Raw genomic sequence first — 20,208 nt, 5'->3', positions numbered from 1 at the left:
CTATTCAGCAGAACGGCGCTCTTGCCATGTTTTCCAGCCATCTGGTAGGGGATTTTCTCTTAGGTATTGAGAAGTCCCTCTTATCCAAATAGCAACATTTTCAGGGATTGGAAGCTTTCCTGTTGCCCAGCGAGAAACGGTTGTGTGACTTACGCCTAAAATTCTCGATAAGGCATGCTGACTCCACTCTAAAGAATCCATACACGCCCGCAGCTCATCTGTTGTCATTGGAAGAAAAACCTTTTTAATAAAATGATAGAAAGCGTCGCAACAAAAGATGCCCCTATGACAATCAGGCGAGAATATGGCCTTGAATATATTCTTTCACCAATCCAGAAATTTAATTGTTTTAACATCTTAAAAGCGGGGGCTTACGACGCCCCCGTCCCTCTTATTTCGTAAAGTGGTCTAAAATAGTAAGCGCTGCGGCAATTCCCACTAAAATATCTATAATAAGGCGTAATGTATTTTTCATTTAGAACTCCTAAAGGTTTCATAACACCGACGCTTCATTGCGTTCGGTATGTTTCCAATATAGAAACTTAATTAAATAATGTAAATAGAAAAAAGCATCTTTTTTAGTAAGAAAATTACTATTAAAGAAAGTTATTCTTTTTAAGAAAAATATAGACCTCAATGAAACGCCATACCGCTGGGCGTGGTTGATATTCGCCTGCTTCCCATTGCTTAACCGCTTGCCCTGTTGTGCCTGCAATCTCTCCAAGCTCTGACTGAGTAAGAGAGGCTTCTTTTCTGAGTTGGCGTATTTCCTCAGCGGTTGGCGTATCTAAAGGCTTTTTAACAAGTTCCCTAAGGTCATTCGGCAAACTTTCAGCAAGGCCTATAGAAATCAAATGGCGCAAGGCATCCGTTCTAGAAATCTCCCTTTCTTGAGACCAGCGGTTTAATTCTCCAAGCATTGGCTCTTGAATGCTGGTTCTAACTTGTTCGCTTACAACGGCTGGCCTTCCAACCTTTCTTTTTTTCTGTTTCATTTTATTTTTCTAGCTATTTTATTGTTGAGAATATTTAATTTATTAGCTATAAAATAAACAAGGCGCTTAAGAATTGCAACTTCTCAAACGCCTTTAACCATCCCCTAAACAGGACTTAGAAAATGGCTGAAAACCAAAATAATACCATATCTGAAAAAGACAAGAGCGCCTGCAAAATGCTTTGGCTTCATAGTGCCTCTGGCGCTTCCAAAAGCTTTTTAAGCCGTACGAATGCCTTGCTGACAATCCTAGTGGAGTGGGCAGAAATACAAGCAGAAAAAAGGGATAGTTTAGAATTGTCTATGCTGGCCGAAGCCTTGTCATTGCACCAAGACCAATTAGAGGACGTTCTCCAATCGGTTTCTAATGACATCGCTGAATACGAAAAGCTTGATGGAAAAGTAAACGCCTAAAACGCAAGGCTTTTTTTAACAAAAAAGGCAGAGCCTTGACTTCTCTGCCATCCCCTAACCAACCTCAGAAAGAAAAGTTTCTGAGTGGCTAAAACTGATAATACCATGACCCAAAAAACTTATTCAATTCCAGAGAGTTTGCTTTCTGCGGTGCAATTTGAGCTTTCCTGCATCTCTAACCTTTTGGAATTTATTCCAGAGGATGATGAAAAGAACACAGGCAGAGGGAGCGCCTGCGCCCATTATCTGGCCGATAAAATCAGCGAAATCGCTACTAGGTTAGATGAGCTTTCCATTTCAAGCCCTGCGGAAAGCAACTAAAATTAAACATTAGGAAGGCTTCAAGGCCTTCCTTTTTTGTTTGGATCAGCACTAATTCCACTTTGGCTCAGTTTTGAGCAAAGCTTCATAAAAAGTGCTTTCATTATTAAACAATTCCCCCTCCCCCTCGAAATGAACGAAATAGATTTTACTGCTTCACTTTTTAAAGATTTGGAAAACACTTAAAATGCAATCAGAAAGGCCATAGAGTAAATTTTAATGCGTTAAATGATTTTTAACTTAGAATTTATCACAAAATACAAAAACGCTCACAGCGTTAAAAAATAAGCCTTAAATAGAAAATACTACAATCTATCAAAATTAAGTCCAGATAAGCTTTTGCTTTTTTGTACATACATAATTCACGCCCTGCGCTTGGCGTTAAAAACAGGCTTACAAAACGGAATATTTTTTGAAACAAAAACAAAGGGAAATCAAAAATTAAAGATTACCCATTTTTAAGCTGCAAGATGATTTTTATTAAAAGCTTTCTAAAAACATTCAAAGAATAAAAAAGATAGAAAACTGATCCGTTATTTTCATTCTGAATAAAACATTCAAAACGATAAAAATTTTCTATTTTGAGTTGGCATAATAATGTTCCACGGAAAAAATAGTCACGATATGGAATTTTCTAAATTTTTTTCCGTATAGGAATACGTTTTTTTATCTCACCTTCTCACCTTGTATAATTTTATCTTAATAGAGTAGAGATTTCTGCGGAAAATAGAGGTGAGAAAAAGGTGAGATTTAGGTGAGAAAGTGAGAAAAGTTTTTAGTGTGTTTTTTAAAAATTCCTGAAAAGGTGAGAAAAGTGAGAAATTAAAAATGCAATTCTCACCTGTTTTCTCACCTAAAAAACTCAGTGTGAGAGCGACTTCTAGAACGATTTTTTCAAAAGGTGAGAAGGTGAGACGAAAAAACAGATAATATATATAGAATATTATTTTTGATCTGTTGCTTTTTAAAATGTTCCACGGAAATTTTAACAATTTTAAGAGGGCGTGCCCGTTTTTGTTTTTAGGGCTTCTGTTTTTGTTTTTGTCGTTTAAATTTCTTTACGGGTCCTTCTAAGGCCTGAACGCCTTGGCGAGTGATTCTATCCGCTTTCTGGGAGAGTTTGTGTCAAAAATTTTTAGCGGTTGTTATTGTTATTATTATCATTGAAATACACTATTTTAAAAAGAGGATTATTTTAAGCTCTCATTAAGTTTTTCACCGCTAGAGATACAATTCAACAAAGAAAAATAAAAATGCCCTCATCCTTAAAAAATAAGGATATTTAACAGGGGAATGCTTCAAGCCCTGCACCTGAAAATTCCCCTCAGATTTTGAATGTTTATTGCTCTATGATTTGAGAAAAACGCTTATACCCCTGAGTTTTAAAGCGGTTACGGGGTTTGGGGAGTAATTAAATCTAACTGCGTGTCCTGTTGTGCCTGCAATCTCTCCAAGTCATGCCTGCGTAAGAAGTTTATTCTCTAAGCTGGTACTTCTATGGGATTTTTCATAACCATTCAGCAACGCCATGATGATGCGAACAAGTGCCTCTATGCGATTGAGAGAAACTATAAGAGCCATCTCTGCATTTAGCTGTTGCGCCCTCAGGCACTGTTTCATTTATGGATTTTGAAGGGACATGAACCTGTACGCCACGGCTATTGGTATAAGAACCATGCGTTACAAGTTGGTTTTCATCGGGCTGTTTTATCTCTTTTTGGGATTGAGAATAGGATTTTTCTGAATAGGGTGTTTGAGTATTTTTCTGAGCATAAGCATTTCCAGCAAAGCAAAATAAAAGCCCAGCGATAAATAACTTCTTCATTTCTATAAATCTTTAGCTATCGCAATCCTGATATGATTAGTCGAGCCATTCGTCATGCAAACGCCCCCATGATTGCTCTTATCTCCCAAGCGAACGGTACGTAAGCCATTTATCTTTAAATGCCCCATACCTTCAACCACCGCACCACAACCCGCAACGCACCCTGTAAAAGCAGCAAGCCGTCCAACCATGAAGATAGATTTTCCAGTAACCTTAATCGGTGTCTCAAAATGGAATGGTATCGGACACAAATGAATATCACCGTCACAAACAGGTGGTAAGCCAAGCCCATCACTTGCCTCTAATCGCTCCGAAACTTTAGCACCTGAATTGGCAATTTGTTCCCGAACAATTTTAGTTTCTGCAATGCCGTTTTCCATGCCAGAAACAATTCGGTCGATCCCGTGAGCGCCGACCGATAATTTAATCTGCAAAGGAACAGCAAGCCAATCATTCCCAAAATTTTCCAGAATAAAGGCAACGTTCTTATCGCCTTGCTTTTCTTCTTCCGTTTGGGGAAGCTCTACCTGCTCGCTATAAACAGACGGTGTGCCGTAGCGCTGGGGTAAAATCTGTGCAAAGTCATTCTTAATAAAAAAGTTCCGAACTAAGCTTTCCTTTGGATTTTGAACATTCGCCTCATTCGGCCCCATCGCCGCAAAAGTGATTGCAGGAATTCCTGTATCCTTGGAAATATCAGCAGATTGCCCGCCCCCTAAAGACTGGCCTGTCACTTCGACACGCATTTCAGGGGTATTTTTAGACGTAAATTTAGAAATAAGACGCCCCACATCTCGGCTATGACTGTAATAAAACGGATCTTTGCCTTGTATGTTTTTCGTATTTTGCAACAAATCCTCTAAATTAAACGGATTTGTACCCGGGTGCGCCAACACAACCCTTTGAGGCTCTTCATCATTCACGAAAATCTGTGAAAAATAATGGGTTACTTTCCCAGTTTTATTATTCACTGGAAATTCTAAATCTCTCCCTCTTTTAAGACCCAAAGAAGCCAACTCATCATCAGAGGCAACATGCCACCCTTCTGGCGCACCTCTGCTTTCTAAGGCAAGTTTTCCCTTATCAGCCAAAGCTCTCGCTTCTTTCGTGTAACGTACCATTTTAGCCAAATCTAAATAATGTTCGGCTTCTTCTAATGTCATAAATTCACTCATGGCCGTGACGTCCTTTTAAATTCTTCACTCACAAAAGCAGGCGGCCACTTCCCCTCAGAGGCCATTTTGAGGATTTCTTGAGGAGCTGGCGAATGTAACGGATATCCCATCTCAAGAAGCTTCTCTCTTACCCGCCAGTAAGCCTCTAAATCCTTCTTTGTTGTTGGGCTATTCTCGGCATCTGCATCAATTACAAATCCAAATTCATTATACGACCATGGATTAGCCCCATTATCTAGGAGAATTTCAGCTATTTCTGTTTGTCCAGAGGACATGGCAAATGAAAAAGCAGTTTGCCCGCCCTTTCCGTTGCGATCTTCCATTCCTTCTTTCAGAGGCGCAAGGCGTTTAACATCGTCCAAATCACCATTTTGTACAGCGCCTAATAATGGCAGAATACCCGTATATTTATACGGCCTGTCACTCTCTGGCTCGGTAATCTTTTTCCCCTTATTCCAAAACATACAGCCTCCTATCAAACCCAAAACTAAACAGAACAAAATCAGACATTTTAAAAACCGTTTCATATTTCACTCATGGTTTCTCTGGTTTTTTAAAATTCTAAATCATAGAAAAGGAATCTATTTTAGAAAATCGAACGGAAAAATTGCTCATAAGGACAATGCTACGTCCTAATAGATTTTATGCAATTCCAGAAAGCTTAATTTTTGTCGTGTGACATTAGCTTTCCTGCATCTTCCTAACCTCTTGAATTACATGGGAAGAAGAAGCGCTTGCGCTCATTATTTGGTTGATAAAATCGGCGAAATCGCTACTAGATCAGATGAGCTTTCCATTTCGAGCCCTGCGGCCAGCATCTAAATTTAAAAACTGGGAAGCTTTCAAGGCCTTCCTTTGGTTTCTGAAACAGAATAGTATCCGACAACCCTACGAAAAAACCTTGCTATAATAATTTTCAAAAGGGTTCCTATAAGCTCTAAATATACCTTTTTAACTCTTATCTAAAGGTATTAAGAGACATTTAATGAAACATTCATATTTTAGTGAATAGATACAACAGGCAGAAAACAGGCATTCTTTAAACAGAAATGGCTCCCGAAGTAGGACTCGAACCTACGACCCAGCGATTAACAGTCGCTTGCTCTACCAACTGAGCTATTCGGGAACATGCCGTGTTGTTGAACTCCTTTTAGCCAATTCTTTTCGCTATGGAAAGAGGGAAAAAAGAATTTTTTAATTTTTTTTTAGGTTTGCTCCTCAATTCCTCTCGTCGCCAAGACATCCGCACGCTCATTGCCAGGATCCCCAGCGTGCCCCTTAACCCATTTCCACTCAATCTGATGGCGGGAGACTTCTTCATTCAGCTTCTCCCACAGATCACGGTTAAGAACGGGCTTTTTACTGGCTGTTTTCCAGCCTTTTGCAATCCAGCCTTTAAGCCAGCTTGTAATCCCCTGCTTTACATAGGTGCTATCAGTATGAAGAAGAACATGACAGGGACGCGTTAAGGCCTCCAATGCCTTAATAGCTGCCGTTAGTTCCATGCGGTTATTGGTTGTATCCGCTTCTCCTCCCCACATTTCTTTTTCTTTATCACCATATTTTAACAGGACGCCCCAGCCTCCTGGCCCAGGATTTGGACGGCATCCGCCGTCCGTCCAAATCTCTACTTTTTGTACTTTTTTATCTAACAAAATCTAAATAACTCTCTCTTGTTTCTTTTATTTATTCACTTTCTTCCTCTTCTGCTTCCGAAAGTGGATACGGTAAACGAAATTTTACACGCTCTTTTTTTACAATTCTTTCTTCAATCTGGAGCGTATAACGTTTCCCCAACGCTTCTAAAATTTCCTGAACCAAAATTTCTGGTGCAGACGCTCCTGCTGTAATGCCAAGCGTCTTTACACCTTTCAGAGCTTCCCAATCCATCTCTGCTAATTTCGGGACTAAAATTGCTTTTTTAGCACCTTTTCGCTCGGCAACCTCACGCAGACGTTGAGAATTTGAAGAGTTGGGAGCACCAATCACGATGACCAAATCACATTCTGTCGCCAATTCTTTAACGGCTTGCTGGCGATTAGTTGTTGCATAGCAAATATCCTCACGCTTAGGGCCTTCAATATTTGGAAAACGTTCTCTCAAAATAGCCACAATATCCGCTGTATCGTCAACGGAAAGCGTTGTCTGTGTAATAAAGGCTAACTTTTCAGGGTCTTTTGGCTGATATTTTTGAGCCTCATCAACACTGTCAATTAACGTAACAGCCCCTTGTGGTAACTGTCCCATTGTCCCGACAACCTCTGGATGTCCATGATGTCCAATAAGGATAATATGACGGCTTTCCTCTCCGCCACCTGCAAAATGCCGTTCAGCCTCACGGTGAACTTTAGACACAAGTGGGCAGGTTGCATCTAAATAAATGAGATTACGCGTTTCCGCTTCGAGTGGCACAGACTTAGGAACACCATGGGCAGAAAAAACAACATGGGCATTGCTTGGAACCTCATCCAGCTCTTCAACAAAAATAGCCCCCTTGGCCTCTAAACCTTCTACAACAGTACGGTTGTGAACGATTTCATGGCGGACATAGACAGGGGCGCCATAACGCCGCAATGCTTCTTCAACAACCCGAATAGCCCGATCAACGCCTGCACAAAACCCCCTTGGCCCTGCGAGTAACACGCGCAAAGGCGGAAGAGTTTCATCCAAGCTTTGAGTAGTTGCATAAGATGTTGTGGTCATAAAATAACGACTCCGAATTCTTCACGGCAGAGAAATAATTCCCTTGTTATTACGAAAAAAACAGAAAATAGTCCCCCTATTTTCTGTTTCGGCATTAAAATGCTATCTAAAAAACCAAGATTTCCGTACCATACGAAGAACTTTCTTTTAATGATTTCTCACATGCACGCTCCTTTTTTTAAAAAATACCTCACCTTCCGCTCTCTTGCTGTCCTTTCAGGCTCTTTATGTTCTCTGCTCACACTTTCCGGCTGCGTAGATCAAGATGACAGCACAGGGTTTGCCCCAGCATGTCCTGAAGTTGAAGTTCCTCTAGGAACAGGAGACATTGTGGCTTGGGAGCCTGGGAAAGACCAAGACCTTTCCCACTTAATGCACCAAGCGCAAATTACAGAAGTTAATGGCGTTTGCCGTGAAGGCATGCCTGATTCGAAAAAACGTCCGATGACACGTGTCGATGTCAGCGTAAGCTTCCGTGCGGAAAGAGGCCCTGCTTCACAATCCAACAAATTTGATGTGCCTTATTTCATTGCGGTTGTGCGGGACGGAAAAATTATTACGAAACAGGTTTTTCCAACCTTTGGAACTTTTTCCAATAACAATGAAAATCTCGCTTTCAAAGCCCCTGTCCGCTACATTGACCTCCCAGCAGGTGGAGACCCTCAAGTCAATGACTATACGCTCATGGTTGGTTTCCAACTCACGGAAACACAGCTCCGATACAACCGTGAACATATGGAACGTGAAACCTTCACACGTCACGGGTTTTAAGGCGAAACTCCTGATTCTTTGCTGATACAAATCCCGCCGATAAAAGGAATGGAAGCCAAATCAAAATCCATTCCTCTGAAGGGCCTTTAAAAACAAAAGAAAGGTCTGTTGCACCACACAATAGAGCGTAAACGACAAAGCACATCCCCACTTCATTTCCAGCTTTTCTAAGCCCTATAAAAAACAAACTGATAAGGCTTAAAAAAAACAGAAAAAAACCAATGCCGCCAGCCTGCCAAAAAAGCGCAATAAAAAAACTATGCGGATGTGGAAAAAATCCCCCTTGTCCATTTGCAATCTTCATCTGAAGCCTTACGCCCTCTCCAATCCAAGGATGCAAAAAACATCCTGCAAATCCTTTCCGCCAAATCTCAACATGACCGCTATCCCCTCTTCCTAAAAAAGGAAGTAGCGGTTTTGCCACAAAGGCAATCGCAAGAAGAGGAACTCCCAAACACAAAAGAAGCCTCTTTTTTCGCCAAAATCCCAAAGCCAGCAAAGAAGCGCAACAAAGCGCCAGACAAGCCATACGGCATCCTGTCAGAAATAAAAAAAGAAGATTTAAGGCAAAAAGAGCAAACGCAAGCACTTTGTGCGTTCGTAAAAACAGATTATTCCGATAACGCAAAAAAATAAGCGACAAAATACTCAGCCCTGCGAGATCACCTGCAAAAACAATCGGATAGAACACCCCCCACCCTGGCACTCTATCGGGTGCGAAAGAATCTGTATTTTGTCCAATGAAACGTAAAAAAATCCCTAAAAATTCATTAAAAGCACTTCCAATAATAACCGTCCAAAGAAGCTTCTCTAAAAACGATTCATTATTTCGAAGCGCCTCCCACGCCCCCCACAAAAAAAGCAGTGTACAGGTAAAATCAATAAGCCATTTCCAACTGTGATTTTCAAAAATACTCCAAAAACACGAAATTCCTCCCACCCAAACAAAACAAAGCAGCAAGAAAAAAAGTGGGAGCGTATTTTCCTCAATGCTTAATTTAGGAAAAAATTGTTTTTGAGAAAGATGGAAAAAAAATCTAGGAATAAAAAATAAATAAAAGCAAAGCGCCCAGAAAGGTAAGGAAGGCGAAAGAAAGCCTACCCCAAAAAAGTACAAAAAAAAGCATGGCCAATTTGTAAGCGGGTGCTTTAAAAAATTTAAGACAGTAAATGCCATGAATGTTCGTTCGGTTTTAAAATCTGCAAAGTCGCTTTCAACAAATAATCTGCAATAGCGCTTTCATTAAAAAATGTTGCGTATTTCTGCCAGCCTCGTTGGGCGACTTTCTGCCGCTCTTGCGGATGATTCATAAAATAAATCAGTTTTTCTAATAATTCTTCTTTTGAAGAAAAAAAGAGCATCTCCTCCTCCGAAAAAAAAACATTAAAAGAACTCTCCCTTTCCTGCGCACATAAAAGCCCATTTCCCACAATATGACTCATACGATCAGAACTATAAAAGCGCTCATTTCCTTTTCGGCTAAGATTTAACCCAATAGCGGCCTGCTTCAGAAGAAAATCATACGCTGCACCAGAAGCATATTTCTCCCCCCCAACCCCAGCGAGAGAAAAACGTGTTTTATGTGGCAAGTTTTTAGAAAGAAAAGCAAAGAATTCTTTCATTTTCCAAGCTTCTCCACAAATTTCTCTGCTATCTTCTTCGTTTCCAACTGAAAGAAAAATATCTTTTGGCAAAAATGACTTTCTAAAATTTCTTTCTTTTTCAACCGAGAGATCAACAGGATTTGGCAAAAAATAAATCCCTTTTTCTTCTCCTAAACTTTTCTTTGTCAAAGAGGAGGCTGTCGAGACAAAAGTCGCATCACAATAGGGATATTTTTCTTGTAATTTTTGAACTGTCTTTCCCTCGAATAAAGCATCTCCACACCATTGAGCGATTTTAAGCCTGGGATATTTAACTTTCACCTCTTTCAAGGCAATTGGAGAAATCTCAGCACTATGCGAAAGCAATAAAAAATCTGGATCAGCAGACGCTACAAAATGCGTTAAAATTGTATCAAGCACCTGCCTCTTGCAAAAAGAGAAGTATTTTCCCAAACCTCGCCGACCTACCTCTCGATACGGGAAAGGAATCAAATGATGACCATTACGGATAAGCCCATTATTGATTTTTCCTGACGTTTGAAACTGTGATGGCGAATTCATTTTCGAATCAAAAAAGAAATCCCCCACATGCAAAATTTTAAGGGGCTTAGACTTCCACTGAAACGTTGAGCCAAAAAAATCATTTGAAAATGGGGAGAGCAATAATCGTTTTCCTTGCTTTTTTCATGCTTTTTTTTAGATTAGTCCTTTCTCCTTTTTAGAATGAGATGGTAAAGACGACAATTACCCAAATAAAAAGGCTTTAACCAAAGGATTTTGATTTGTCCCGTGAGCTTACCCTGCGAGGGCTTTTTCTTGGCGCTCTAATTACCGTTATTTTTACAGTCGCAAATCTTTATATGGGTATGCGCCTCGGAATGACAGTCGCCTCCTCTATTCCTGCGGCCATTATTTCTATGGCCGTTCTCAGAAGAGGTGGACGCGGCACAATCCTTGAAAATAATTTGGTACAGACGCAAGCTTCCGCCGCAGGATGTTTATCTGCCGTGTTCATGACGTTACCTGCCTTGGTTATGATTGGGTGGTGGCAAAAATTTCCTTACTGGGAAACGGCCTTAATTACCTTAGCTGGAGGGGTAGCAGGCGTTCTTTTTACTGTCCCCCTAAGGAGATGCCTGGTTTTAGAAAGTGACCTTCCCTACCCTGAAGGCACGGCTTGCGCTGTCATTCTGGAAAGTGGTGAGCAAGAGCAAAGCAAGAGCCGAGCCGAGACCATGACACTCTTCCTCGGAACGTTAATTTCTGTTCTCTGCACGTTTTTAACCTCTGCACTTCATCTCGCCAGTGACGGCTTTATCAGAGCATGGAAATGTGGTGCGATGGCTTTCCGTATTGAAGGCGGATTTTCGCTTGCCCTGTTAGGGATTGGCTATTTTGTTGGTCCATGGGGCGCTGCGGCTTGTGTTCTTGGATCTTTTCTTGCATGGGATGTTATCGTTCCACTCCTTCTAACGCTTCATCCTATCGCTGACCCAGTTCATGCTGCCCCTCTTTTATGGAAAAATGAAGTTAAATATATTGCCGCAGGCATTATTGCGACGGCTTCCTTTTGGATTATTCTTCGCCTCACTTTGCCCCTTATCCGCAGCATCAGACATGTTCTCTCTGCCAGCTCGCATCTTTCTGTTCCCCATAAAGAACGTGATTTAGCCCCTAGCACACTCATTCTTTTAGGTGTTGCTGCAATTTCACTCTTTAGCTTTCTATGTTTTGAATTTCTAGGAACAAATCTCACACTCATTCAAACCCTTTTACTCGTTTTAATCGGGGCAATTATTTGGATTGGTATTGGTTTTATTGTCTCCAGTGCTTGCGGCTATATGGCTGGTCTTTTAGGCTCTTCTTCTTCACCAATCTCAGGCGCAGCTATTCTCGCTATTCTTTTTCTTGCATTTGCAATGGCAAGCCTTCAAGAAACGGGCTTGTTAAATGTAACAGACTCTCCTGCAGCTTTAGCCTACTCCCTCTTTCTTCTAACTGCGATCATTGCTGCCTCGGCCATGGCCAATGATAATCTGCAAGATTTAAAAACAGGTGCTTTGCTGGGCGCAAGCCCTCGGGCACAGCAAATTTCTCTTCTTGTTGGTTGCACTGTGGGTGCTGCCACCGTTGCGCCTGTCTTAAATCTTCTTTACCAAGCCTATGGTTTTGAAGGGCATTTTCCACGCCCCGACATGGATCAAAGTGCGGCGCTCACCCCACCGCAACCTCTCCTGATGGCTTCCCTTGCCAAAAAAATTATTCTACATCAAATGGACTGGACAATGCTTGGCATTGGTGGATTTTTAGGTGTTATTTTAATTATTTGTGATTTTTTTATTAAAAAATTCGCAAAAAAACATTTAAGCCATATGAAAGAAAAACCTTCTCTTCCACCCCTTGCCGTTGGAATGGGACTCTATTTTCCTGCCAGCGTCTCTTTTGGCATGGCTTTAGGCGCACTCATTGCGATTTTCACAGGCAAAAAAGTGACCCGAAGCGGCACAATGGCTGCAGCAGGATTTATCGTCGGTGAGAGTTTTGCTGGGATTGGATTAGCGCTTATCACGCTTTTCTCTAGATCACCCAATAGTTTAGCGATTTCTCTCCCGTTCAGCCCTCAGCTGGTACAACTTTTCGTAGGAAGCACCCTCTTTATACTCTCCTCTCTCTGGTTCATTCATCAGGCGAGAAAAGCTGACCCTTCCTAGACTTCAAAAAAAAGACCGTCTAAAAGACGGTCTTTTTTTAAGCTTTCCACCATTCAACAGGATCGGCATCTTCTTTTAACTTAATCGGTATCGCCGCAGATAACTCCTCATCTGAAGCAGATAAAATCTTCTCCTGCGTTTTTTTTATTTTGACTTTCTCCTGAACATTCTCGGAGATCTTTTCTTCATCATATCGGGAAACGGCTTGATTTTTCCGCTTTAATAACATTCTCATTTCTTCAAGCGCGTTTTCTAAGTCAGATTGACGCTCTTCTAAAACTTTCTGTCGTTTTTCAAAAACTTTAAGCTGCGCCTTTAAATCTGAAAGAAGATCCTCAGAGCCATCCTCTTCTTTCTTTTCTTTAGGTGCCCGAAGCGTGCCGAGCCCTCCCACAATGCGTGAACTTGAAAGAGATAAGCGTGAAGGGAGTTTTTCAACAACAACAGAATCCTCCTCTACAAATTTACGCCGTGCTGGTGGACTAGAAGAACGTGCTTTACTGGAGCGAGAGCGTTTTTGTTCATTTTTGCCCCCTAATTTAGAAAGCGCTAAACGTAGAGAATCTTCTGTTAATGCTGATTTTTCAAACTCTTCATCAGCCTCATTCCCTCTAAAACTATCGAAAGCCAAACAACTTCCCTTTCCTTAAACTGAAAATATTTTCAGTCACTTAATGGAGAAAAACAATCCCTCTTTCGTAGAGAGTGTTAGAAATACGCCTTTCATGGCGTATTTGAATTCTTTAAACAGAAAATCAAACAATGGAACATCTTCTCTGCACTTATTACTTCTAAATAAAGTCTCTAAGCCATTCATGCCATCGTGTATATTTTGGAGAATAGTCACTCTCCACTCTAAAATCAAATCAATTTCAAAAAAACCTTTTTACATCAGCCTTCTATCATCTTTCTAGGGAAATCTTGCTAAAAATGAATGAAAAATATCTTCCTATCATACGCTTTATTTTTGCCTTTTCAGGAATCTTAATTGCGCTTGCCATTACTTTACAAGCAATCTCTGCACATCTTCCAGATTCTTACTTTCTTAATATAAATCACAGGCATTACCTGAAACTGGCAGGCAATACTCTCTTAATTCAATCTTTTGGCACGATCTTGTTAAGTCTTGTGCCTCTCACACCTTTATGCCGTAAAAACGAAGCTAAAAAATGGCTTTTGGCATCTTTACTGGTTCTTTTTGGGACAATATTATTTTCCTCAACCCTTACCCTCTTAGCATTTGGAATGATTTCCACTACCTTTTTCACCCCTTTAGGCGCTATACTTCAAATGCTGGGCTGGATTATGCCAACTTTTATCTGTATTTCTGGAGTATTAAGAAAAAATTCTCATAGATATTCTGATTGAAAAAATTAGCCTCTCACTGTTGAAAGTTTCATAAAAATGACTTTTCTTCCTGTCCGTACATTACGCTCTGCCCTGTTACTCGGTCTTGGGGCTTTTTCACTCCTCACTTTCAAAGCAGAAGCAACACCTGTTCCGCAACAAGTCTATGTCGCTGATATGCCAAAAGAAGCTGCGACATTCCCAAACTTTATCCGCCCAAAAGCCTTACCCATCAAAAATTCCTATCCTTCCCAAGGTCATGCCGAAAGTGATCTAAAAGAAGCCTTTAAAACGGCAGCTAAAAAACACAAACTTGTCCTTCTTGTTTTTGGCGCAAACTGGTCTGCTGATTGTGACACTTTAGCGGGGGTCTTTAATCTAGAAGAACTCAAACCTTGGATTGATCAAACTTTTGTCGTTGTAAATATTAATGTCAGTAAAAAAGAAGGTAAATTTAACCGTAATATGGATCTGGCAAAACCTTATAATACGGTTATAAAAGCCCTGCCAACGGTTTTGGCTCTGACCCCTCGCAATACGGTTTTAAATGCTGATGGCACAGAGGCTTTCAGTAATGCACAAAGCATGAAATCTCAAGAAATTGGAGATCTTCTCAATATTTGGGCCTCTCGTGCGCCAGCGGCACAGCAGCTTGAGCTTCAAAATACAGAAAAAGCTATTCATGCTGAACATCTTGCGGCAAAAGCAGAACAAATGGAGAAAGCTCAAGAAAAAGCGCAAAAACAAGCCCTTAGAAAAGGACAGCCTGTTAGTTCCAGCGCTTATCAAGACGGTGAAATTATACGAACAGTTCCTGTTCAGTAATAAAAAACCTTAAAGCCACGCTCATAAAACGGCCAAAGTATTTTTACTTCGGCTGTTTTATATTGTACCGATCCCTTTTCTTTTTTAAAGATTGTTTAAAGGAATTTAATCAAATAGCGTTTAAGGAAATCCCCACAATAAAAATTGTCTACAAATAAAGCACAGAGCTATTGCTTTTCAACATCAAGCACTCTTTTTTCGTATCTAATGTTATAAGCTTATTGCCTTAAAAAACTTTATTCCGCTATAGGAAGAGGGTAAAGTATTATGCCTTAACCGACCAAAGATAATAAAAGAAAAAGCTCAATATTGATGCCTGTTAGCTCCCTTTAGGAATCAATCACTCTGTCAATAATGGTAGAGATCAATGTAATTGAACCTATGATCCTGACTGAAATTTCAATCAGGTGATTATTTAGACAAATGACTGTCAAAGAGTAACAGATGATTTCTAAATATTTTAACAGTAATACTAAATGCTTTATTCTCCTCATTGCTGCAATCTATGGCTACTATATAGCTGGCAATGGAACGCCTTGGATTATGGATGACCCTATGAGGGCCGCCGTAGGATATGACTGGTTTAATGGATGGGACTTTGATGGCAGACCAATGAGTACTGTCCTTTATCAGCTCCTAACATTAGGAACAGGCTTTCTGCCGCTTTCACCGCTTTCACAAATTGCTGGCTCTATTTTAATAACGTTGTCTGCGCTTGTTTTTATAAGTATCTATCAAAAAGAAAACGAAAATAAATATTATAATTTAATTGCTCTCGTTCCCCTCTTCAGTCCTATACTCGCTGCAAACTTAGTTTGGGTTTTTGATAGTTTTACAATGTCTGCTGCGATGTTATTAGCAGTGGTGGCATTTAAGTGCAGCCTCAATAGATCTTTAGGCTATTTTTTAATCGCAAGTCTCTGGATGGCCTTGTCTCTCCTCACCTACCAGCCTGCAATTCATTTATTTGTCATCTGCCTATTCTTTAATACATATATTTCAATTATCAATGATGAAGATAAAGATCTAAAAAAAATAGTTAGAAACGCCCTTATTTCTGGCGGTGTTCTTATTGTCGGTCTTTTGACCTATAAAATTTTTGCACATCCACAAGACTATCTTGAAAAACATTTAGCGACATATCCAAAAGGTCAAATTATCACGGGTGTCTCTTCCAATATCGTGAACTTTTATCATTTTCTAGAGCAATGCCTTAATGGCCCTATCTTCTACCCTATAAAAGCGACACTAATTATTTATCTTATTAGCTTTTTCATTTTAGTTTTTATGTCAAAAAGGACGCTCTACACCAAAATTGCCTTAGTGGTCTGTCTTCCAGTAGGCTTAATTATCTCACTATTTGGATGTTATCTTCCCCTAAGCAGTCCAATGTTTGAACCGCGCCTACTGTTATCCTTTAGCTTTTTACTTTTACTTCCGCTACTCCAAGTTAATTGCATTTTAACCAAATTAAATCGTTCTGCATTAGCAGAAAAAATTCAAATCGGGTTTTCTGTTGTATTGCTTTGGGTAGGTACTGTTAATATTGTAGAACTCCACAATGCGCTTGCGGCAGAATTTCATAATCTTGACTTTAACATGGCGCCAATCGCGAGAGACCTCAACGCATTCATGTCAGAAAATCCTAATGCTCAATGGAGCATGGAAGGATATATCAAAAAAAGTAACTTAAGAAACCGCTATGCTCACAGTAACGGGATTGTTGACACGACTGAGGTCTGGTCTCACTTGCCTGGCTTTTTTGAAAGTCGCTTCAGTATTGACAATGCTGTTTCCCGCTTTTGCTGGGACACAACAGGAAGAACGAAACCTCAGGATCCTGTCATTAACACGGCCGTTTACTCCATCTATAAAGATGAAAATATGATCTGGGTTGTTGTACATTAACAAGATAAAAAAAGCCCCATAATGGGGCTTTTTTTTTTGCAACAAGAAACAATCAATAGATACGTTAATAATAGGAAAACAGAGCTTCTTAATGCCTATTAAAATAAAAATAATCTCTGAGCAGATAGTAACTTGTTGGAAGCCTCTTTATAGAAGAGGCTGTCAGTCTATTGAAGCGTTTCTGCGAACGATTTTAAACGTTGACAGCCTTCAATTAAATCTTCATCCGAAGCCGCAAAAGAAAGACGTAAATAACCCGCTTTCCCAAAAGCAGACCCATGCACAACAGCTAAACCGACCTCTTCTAAAAGAGCATTTACAATTTCAGAATCATCCTCAAGAAGAGTACCTGCTTTTGTTGTTTTTCCAAGCCACTTCTCAACATTTGTAAATGCGTAAAAAGCACCTTCCGGTTTCCGGCAAGAAAGCCCAGGAACATCAGCTAAATGAGAAAGAAGGAGATCACGGCGCTTTTCATAAGTCAGACGCATCTTCTCTACACCGCTTAAACCATCATTTAAAGCGGCTAGAGCAGCGCCTTGCGCTGGAGCGCAAATACCAGAAGTACTATTCCCCTGCAAAACCATCATTGCAGAAATAAGCTCCTCTGGACCATGCGCAAAGCCAACACGCCACCCTGTCATAGAATAAGCCTTGCTCATGCCATTCATTGTCAAAATACGATCTGACATGTCTGGCGCAATGGCTGAAAGAGAATATGATTTTTGACCATCAAAAGTGAGATGCTCATACATCTCATCGGTAAAAATCCAAATTTCTGGATATTTACGCATTAATTGAGCAATCTGCTCTAACTCTTCTTTTGAAAGCACAGCCCCTGTTGGATTTGAAGGGGAGTTAAGAATAAGAACTTTTGTTTTTGGCGTAATAGCAGCTTCTATCTGTGCAACTGTTGGATGAAAATTATTCTCTTCCAACGTCTCAATAATCACAGATTTTCCACCAGAAAACTGAACCGTTAGCGGATAGCTTACCCAATAAGGGGCAGGAATAATAACCTCATCCCCTGAATTAATGACAGCTAAGCAGGCATTAAACAGAAGCTGCTTTCCACCATTTCCAACCATTAATTGGTTTATTTTTGTTTTAATCCCATTTTGAGATTCAAACTTTTCCCGAATTTTTTCGAGGAGATCTGGCATCCCCCGCAAAGGGGGATATCCCGTCCTGCCTTCTGAAAGAATTTTCTCAACTCCTCCAAGCGTTGACGCCGGAGAAGGAAAATCCGGCTCCCCCAAAGCGAGGGAAAGAATATCTTTCCCCTGCGCCCGCAATTCTCTTGCACGCGCAGCAGCCTTCAAGGTCGCCGATTCAGGAAGCTCTAAAAGACGGGATGCCAGTTTCATCTAAAGAACCTACTCTTCAATTAAGAAGCGGCAGCTGCTTTAGCGGCGGCTGCTTCAGCCTTACGAACAGCTTTACTTTTAACGCCACGGGTACGTTCTGCAATACGCGCAGATTTACCAGAACGTTCACGCAAGTAATAAAGTTTCGCACGGCGGACTTTACCACGGCGAACAACTTCAATGGAATCAATTGAAGGGGCATAAAGTGGGAAAACACGTTCCACACCCTCACCGTTAGAAATTTTACGAACCGTAAAATTGCTGTTTAGGGATTTATTTGAACGTGCGATAACGACACCTTCAAAAACCTGAACACGCTCACGTGTACCTTCAATAACACGCACACCAACACGGACAGTGTCCCCTGGAGTGAAAACAGGAATGGCACGCTTGCCAGAAAGGCGTTCAACTTCGCGCGCTTCAAATGCTTCTACAATATTCATCACAATGATCCTTATTTCTGAACTCTTAAAATATACTCAATTTTCAATGTTTTCTAGAGATGCTCTAAGGCAACTTCCAAAAATGTTTCTTCCACTTACTTTTAAAAACCTACTCTCTTCTCCAAAAGATCTGGACGGCGCTTTTGCGTGGCTTCCAAAGATTTTTCAGCCCGCCATTCCCTAATGGCCGCATGATTACCTGAAAGCAAAACTTCTGGCACTTCCAAGCCATCCCAATTTGCTGGGCGTGTATATTGGGGATACTCTAAAAGACCATTTGAAAAACTTTCTTCTTTCAAACTTTCTTCTGATCCCATCACGCCTGGCAAAAGACGAATACAGCTATCGAGCAAAGCAAGTGCTGGTATTTCTCCGCCTGACAAAACAAAATCCCCTAAACTTAATTCAGTAATTTTGTTTTTTTCTAAGAAACGCTCATCAATTCCTTCAAAGCGCCCACAAAGCAGAATAACCCCATCACCTTGTGATAATTCCTCTGCTATCTTTTGTTCCAAACGTTTACCGCGTGGCGTAAAATAAACAACAGGACGATTATCTTCCGCTTTTTTAACCGTCTTCAATGCACTTTCAAGCACATCTGGACGAATAACCATGCCACTTCCACCACCATAAGGCTGATCATCGACATTACGATGCACACCAATCCCATGTTCACGCAAATCATGCGTTTCACACGACCAAATACCTTTTTTTAGAGCCGTTCCTGCAAGAGAACACCCTAAAGGACCTGGAAACATTTCAGGGAACAATGTGACAATATCAGCCTGCCAAAAATTGCTCATTCACGCACCTCGACTTCTCCATCGAGTGAACCTGTCACTTCAATTTCAGAAGGTTGAACGACCGTAATCTTCCCAGCCTCAATCGAAACTTCTGGCACGCAAGAAGGTGTAAAGGGAATCAATGAGCCATTGGACAGTTCGAGGCTAACCCCTGCGCCATAATCATGGACAAGATTGACTTTACCGAGCTTTTTCCCTGCATCATCAAAGGCTGTTAAACCTACCAAATCTGCATGATAAAACTCATCTTTGGGAAGATCTTTAAAAAAATCTCTCAAAATATAAAGTTTTGTTCCGATCAAAGCTTGTGCTTCATCTCTGTCTTTCGGGGAAGTGCCAGCCTCATTTCTAAGGCTTGCAATATTTTTCCCTTCCCAACTGAGATGCCACTTCATCCCTTTATCGTCTTCTAAAAAAGGTACATTTTCCAATAACTTGGAATCCTCAAGCAAGGACTGCACCTGCACACGTCCAGAAAGACCATGTGCCCGACGAATATAGGCAGCTTCGATTTTGGAAGAATTGCTCATGAGCGTCATTAAGCCTGTTTTTAATCGCAATTAGAAAAAATTGAGAATATCTTAGGCTTCTTTACCTTCTTCTGCGGAGGCTTCAGCAGCAGCCTTTGCTTCTACGGCAGCTTTCTCTTCTTTTGCTTTAAGCGCAGCTAGACGCTCTTGAGCCTTCTTCTTAGGCGCAGATTTCTTTGGCTGCTCATTATATTTTGGTTTCTCAATGATGCCAGCGTTTCCTAGAAAACGTGCGACACGGTCCGTTGGCAATGCACCGACAGAAAGCCAATGCTTAATACGGTCTTCAACAAGCGCAACACGTTCCGCATGATCAGAAGGCAACATTGGATTATAGTGGCCAACATTCTCAATAAAACGGCCATCACGTGGAGAACGGCTATCCGCAATAACAATGTGATAATATGGACGATGCTTGGAACCCCCACGGGCCAAACGAATTTTAACACTCATTCAGACTACTCCT

Annotated in this window: 22 protein-coding genes and 1 tRNA gene; 7 read left to right on the top strand and 16 right to left on the bottom strand. The window is 40.8% G+C overall.

The annotated features are described in order from the left end of the window. Entirely contained in the window at positions 1–228 is a 228-nt protein-coding gene (locus tag FAI40_08520) for a helix-turn-helix domain-containing protein (protein ID QCE35369.1), read from the bottom strand. A gap of 368 nt (positions 229–596) precedes the next feature. Next, the gene (locus FAI40_08515; protein QCE35368.1) at positions 597–995 is read right to left on the bottom strand and encodes a helix-turn-helix domain-containing protein; all 399 of its coding nucleotides are present in this window, start codon (positions 993–995) and stop codon (positions 597–599) included. Between the two features lie 122 nt (positions 996–1,117). On the opposite strand from FAI40_08515, the gene FAI40_08510 reads away from it, so the two are divergent. Together FAI40_08510 and FAI40_08505 are read left to right on the top strand one after the other, a co-directional pair. Further along, the gene (locus FAI40_08510; protein ID QCE35367.1) at positions 1,118–1,408 is read left to right on the top strand and encodes a hypothetical protein; all 291 of its coding nucleotides are present in this window, start codon (positions 1,118–1,120) and stop codon (positions 1,406–1,408) included. Positions 1,409–1,492: 84 nt separating this feature from the next. Further along, positions 1,493–1,729 (top strand): hypothetical protein, encoded by a 237-nt coding sequence (locus FAI40_08505; protein ID QCE35366.1) that lies wholly within the window; start codon positions 1,493–1,495, stop codon positions 1,727–1,729. Between the two features lie 1,507 nt (positions 1,730–3,236). Here the strand turns inward: FAI40_08505 and FAI40_08500 are convergent. The 6 genes from FAI40_08500 to ispH all read right to left on the bottom strand — a co-directional run bounded on the left by FAI40_08500 (position 3,237) and on the right by ispH (position 7,432). Then, entirely contained in the window at positions 3,237–3,554 is a 318-nt protein-coding gene (locus tag FAI40_08500) for a DUF3761 domain-containing protein (protein QCE35365.1), read from the bottom strand. A 2-nt stretch (positions 3,555–3,556) separates the two neighbouring features. Further along, entirely contained in the window at positions 3,557–4,729 is a 1,173-nt protein-coding gene (locus FAI40_08495) for a hypothetical protein (GenBank protein QCE35364.1), read from the bottom strand. After that, positions 4,726–5,256 carry a hypothetical protein gene (locus FAI40_08490; GenBank protein QCE35363.1) on the bottom strand — a complete coding sequence of 177 codons (531 nt, stop codon included), beginning with the start codon at positions 5,254–5,256 and terminating at the stop codon, positions 4,726–4,728. The genes FAI40_08495 and FAI40_08490 overlap by 4 nt, the downstream gene beginning before the upstream one ends. Positions 5,257–5,779: 523 nt before the next feature. Next, a tRNA-Asn gene (locus tag FAI40_08485) sits at positions 5,780–5,855 on the bottom strand. Positions 5,856–5,934: 79 nt separating this feature from the next. Beyond that, positions 5,935–6,387, bottom strand: coding sequence for a ribonuclease HI (gene rnhA / locus FAI40_08480; protein ID QCE35362.1), 453 nt, complete (start codon positions 6,385–6,387; stop codon positions 5,935–5,937). 28 nt (positions 6,388–6,415) lie between these two features. Further along, a complete protein-coding gene (ispH, locus tag FAI40_08475; protein QCE35361.1) occupies positions 6,416–7,432 on the bottom strand; it encodes a 4-hydroxy-3-methylbut-2-enyl diphosphate reductase in 1,017 nt (338 codons plus the stop codon). Between the two features lie 162 nt (positions 7,433–7,594). On the opposite strand from ispH, the gene FAI40_08470 reads away from it, so the two are divergent. Continuing rightward, positions 7,595–8,203, top strand: coding sequence for a hypothetical protein (locus FAI40_08470; GenBank protein ID QCE35360.1), 609 nt, complete (start codon positions 7,595–7,597; stop codon positions 8,201–8,203). On the opposite strand, the gene FAI40_08465 is transcribed toward FAI40_08470, so the two are convergent. Further along, the gene (locus FAI40_08465; protein QCE35359.1) at positions 8,184–9,143 is read right to left on the bottom strand and encodes a hypothetical protein; all 960 of its coding nucleotides are present in this window, start codon (positions 9,141–9,143) and stop codon (positions 8,184–8,186) included. The two genes, FAI40_08470 and FAI40_08465, sit on opposite strands and share 20 nt — an antisense overlap. Positions 9,144–9,361: 218 nt before the next feature. Beyond that, positions 9,362–10,369 carry a hypothetical protein gene (locus FAI40_08460; GenBank protein QCE35358.1) on the bottom strand — a complete coding sequence of 336 codons (1,008 nt, stop codon included), beginning with the start codon at positions 10,367–10,369 and terminating at the stop codon, positions 9,362–9,364. A gap of 221 nt (positions 10,370–10,590) precedes the next feature. Here FAI40_08460 and FAI40_08455 point away from each other — a divergent pair, with 221 nt between their 5' ends. Then, positions 10,591–12,519: an oligopeptide transporter, OPT family gene (locus FAI40_08455; GenBank protein QCE35357.1), complete on the top strand. Its 1,929-nt coding sequence runs from the start codon at positions 10,591–10,593 to the stop codon at positions 12,517–12,519. 37 nt (positions 12,520–12,556) lie between these two features. On the opposite strand, the gene FAI40_08450 is transcribed toward FAI40_08455, so the two are convergent. Beyond that, positions 12,557–13,150, bottom strand: coding sequence for a hypothetical protein (locus FAI40_08450; GenBank protein QCE35356.1), 594 nt, complete (start codon positions 13,148–13,150; stop codon positions 12,557–12,559). Between the two features lie 299 nt (positions 13,151–13,449). On the opposite strand from FAI40_08450, the gene FAI40_08445 reads away from it, so the two are divergent. The 3 genes from FAI40_08445 to FAI40_08435 all read left to right on the top strand — a co-directional run bounded on the left by FAI40_08445 (position 13,450) and on the right by FAI40_08435 (position 16,599). Beyond that, positions 13,450–13,887 (top strand): DUF423 domain-containing protein, encoded by a 438-nt coding sequence (locus FAI40_08445; GenBank protein QCE35355.1) that lies wholly within the window; start codon positions 13,450–13,452, stop codon positions 13,885–13,887. A gap of 36 nt (positions 13,888–13,923) precedes the next feature. Continuing rightward, positions 13,924–14,691, top strand: a complete 768-nt coding sequence (locus tag FAI40_08440) for a thioredoxin family protein (GenBank protein QCE35354.1) — start codon at positions 13,924–13,926, stop codon at positions 14,689–14,691. A 444-nt stretch (positions 14,692–15,135) separates the two neighbouring features. Next, positions 15,136–16,599, top strand: coding sequence for a hypothetical protein (locus FAI40_08435; GenBank protein ID QCE35353.1), 1,464 nt, complete (start codon positions 15,136–15,138; stop codon positions 16,597–16,599). A gap of 167 nt (positions 16,600–16,766) precedes the next feature. On the opposite strand, the gene FAI40_08430 is transcribed toward FAI40_08435, so the two are convergent. The 5 genes from FAI40_08430 to rpsP form a co-directional block, all read right to left on the bottom strand. Next, positions 16,767–17,966: a pyridoxal phosphate-dependent aminotransferase gene (locus FAI40_08430; GenBank protein QCE35352.1), complete on the bottom strand. Its 1,200-nt coding sequence runs from the start codon at positions 17,964–17,966 to the stop codon at positions 16,767–16,769. Positions 17,967–17,986: 20 nt separating this feature from the next. Continuing rightward, entirely contained in the window at positions 17,987–18,409 is a 423-nt protein-coding gene (locus tag FAI40_08425) for a 50S ribosomal protein L19 (GenBank protein QCE35351.1), read from the bottom strand. Positions 18,410–18,510: 101 nt separating this feature from the next. Further along, the gene (gene trmD, locus FAI40_08420; GenBank protein QCE35350.1) at positions 18,511–19,212 is read right to left on the bottom strand and encodes a tRNA (guanosine(37)-N1)-methyltransferase TrmD; all 702 of its coding nucleotides are present in this window, start codon (positions 19,210–19,212) and stop codon (positions 18,511–18,513) included. Beyond that, positions 19,209–19,742 (bottom strand): 16S rRNA processing protein RimM, encoded by a 534-nt coding sequence (gene rimM / locus FAI40_08415; protein ID QCE35349.1) that lies wholly within the window; start codon positions 19,740–19,742, stop codon positions 19,209–19,211. Before rimM ends, trmD begins: the two co-directional genes overlap by 4 nt. A gap of 51 nt (positions 19,743–19,793) precedes the next feature. Beyond that, positions 19,794–20,195, bottom strand: a complete 402-nt coding sequence (gene rpsP / locus FAI40_08410) for a 30S ribosomal protein S16 (GenBank protein ID QCE35348.1) — start codon at positions 20,193–20,195, stop codon at positions 19,794–19,796. Positions 20,196–20,208: the final 13 nt, after the last annotated feature.

This window comes from Acetobacteraceae bacterium (assembly GCA_004843345.1).
In the GTDB taxonomy this organism is placed as follows: domain Bacteria; phylum Pseudomonadota; class Alphaproteobacteria; order Acetobacterales; family Acetobacteraceae.
The sequence above is the reverse complement of the archived record's forward strand: the minus strand, read 5'-3'. Positions and strand labels throughout refer to the sequence as shown.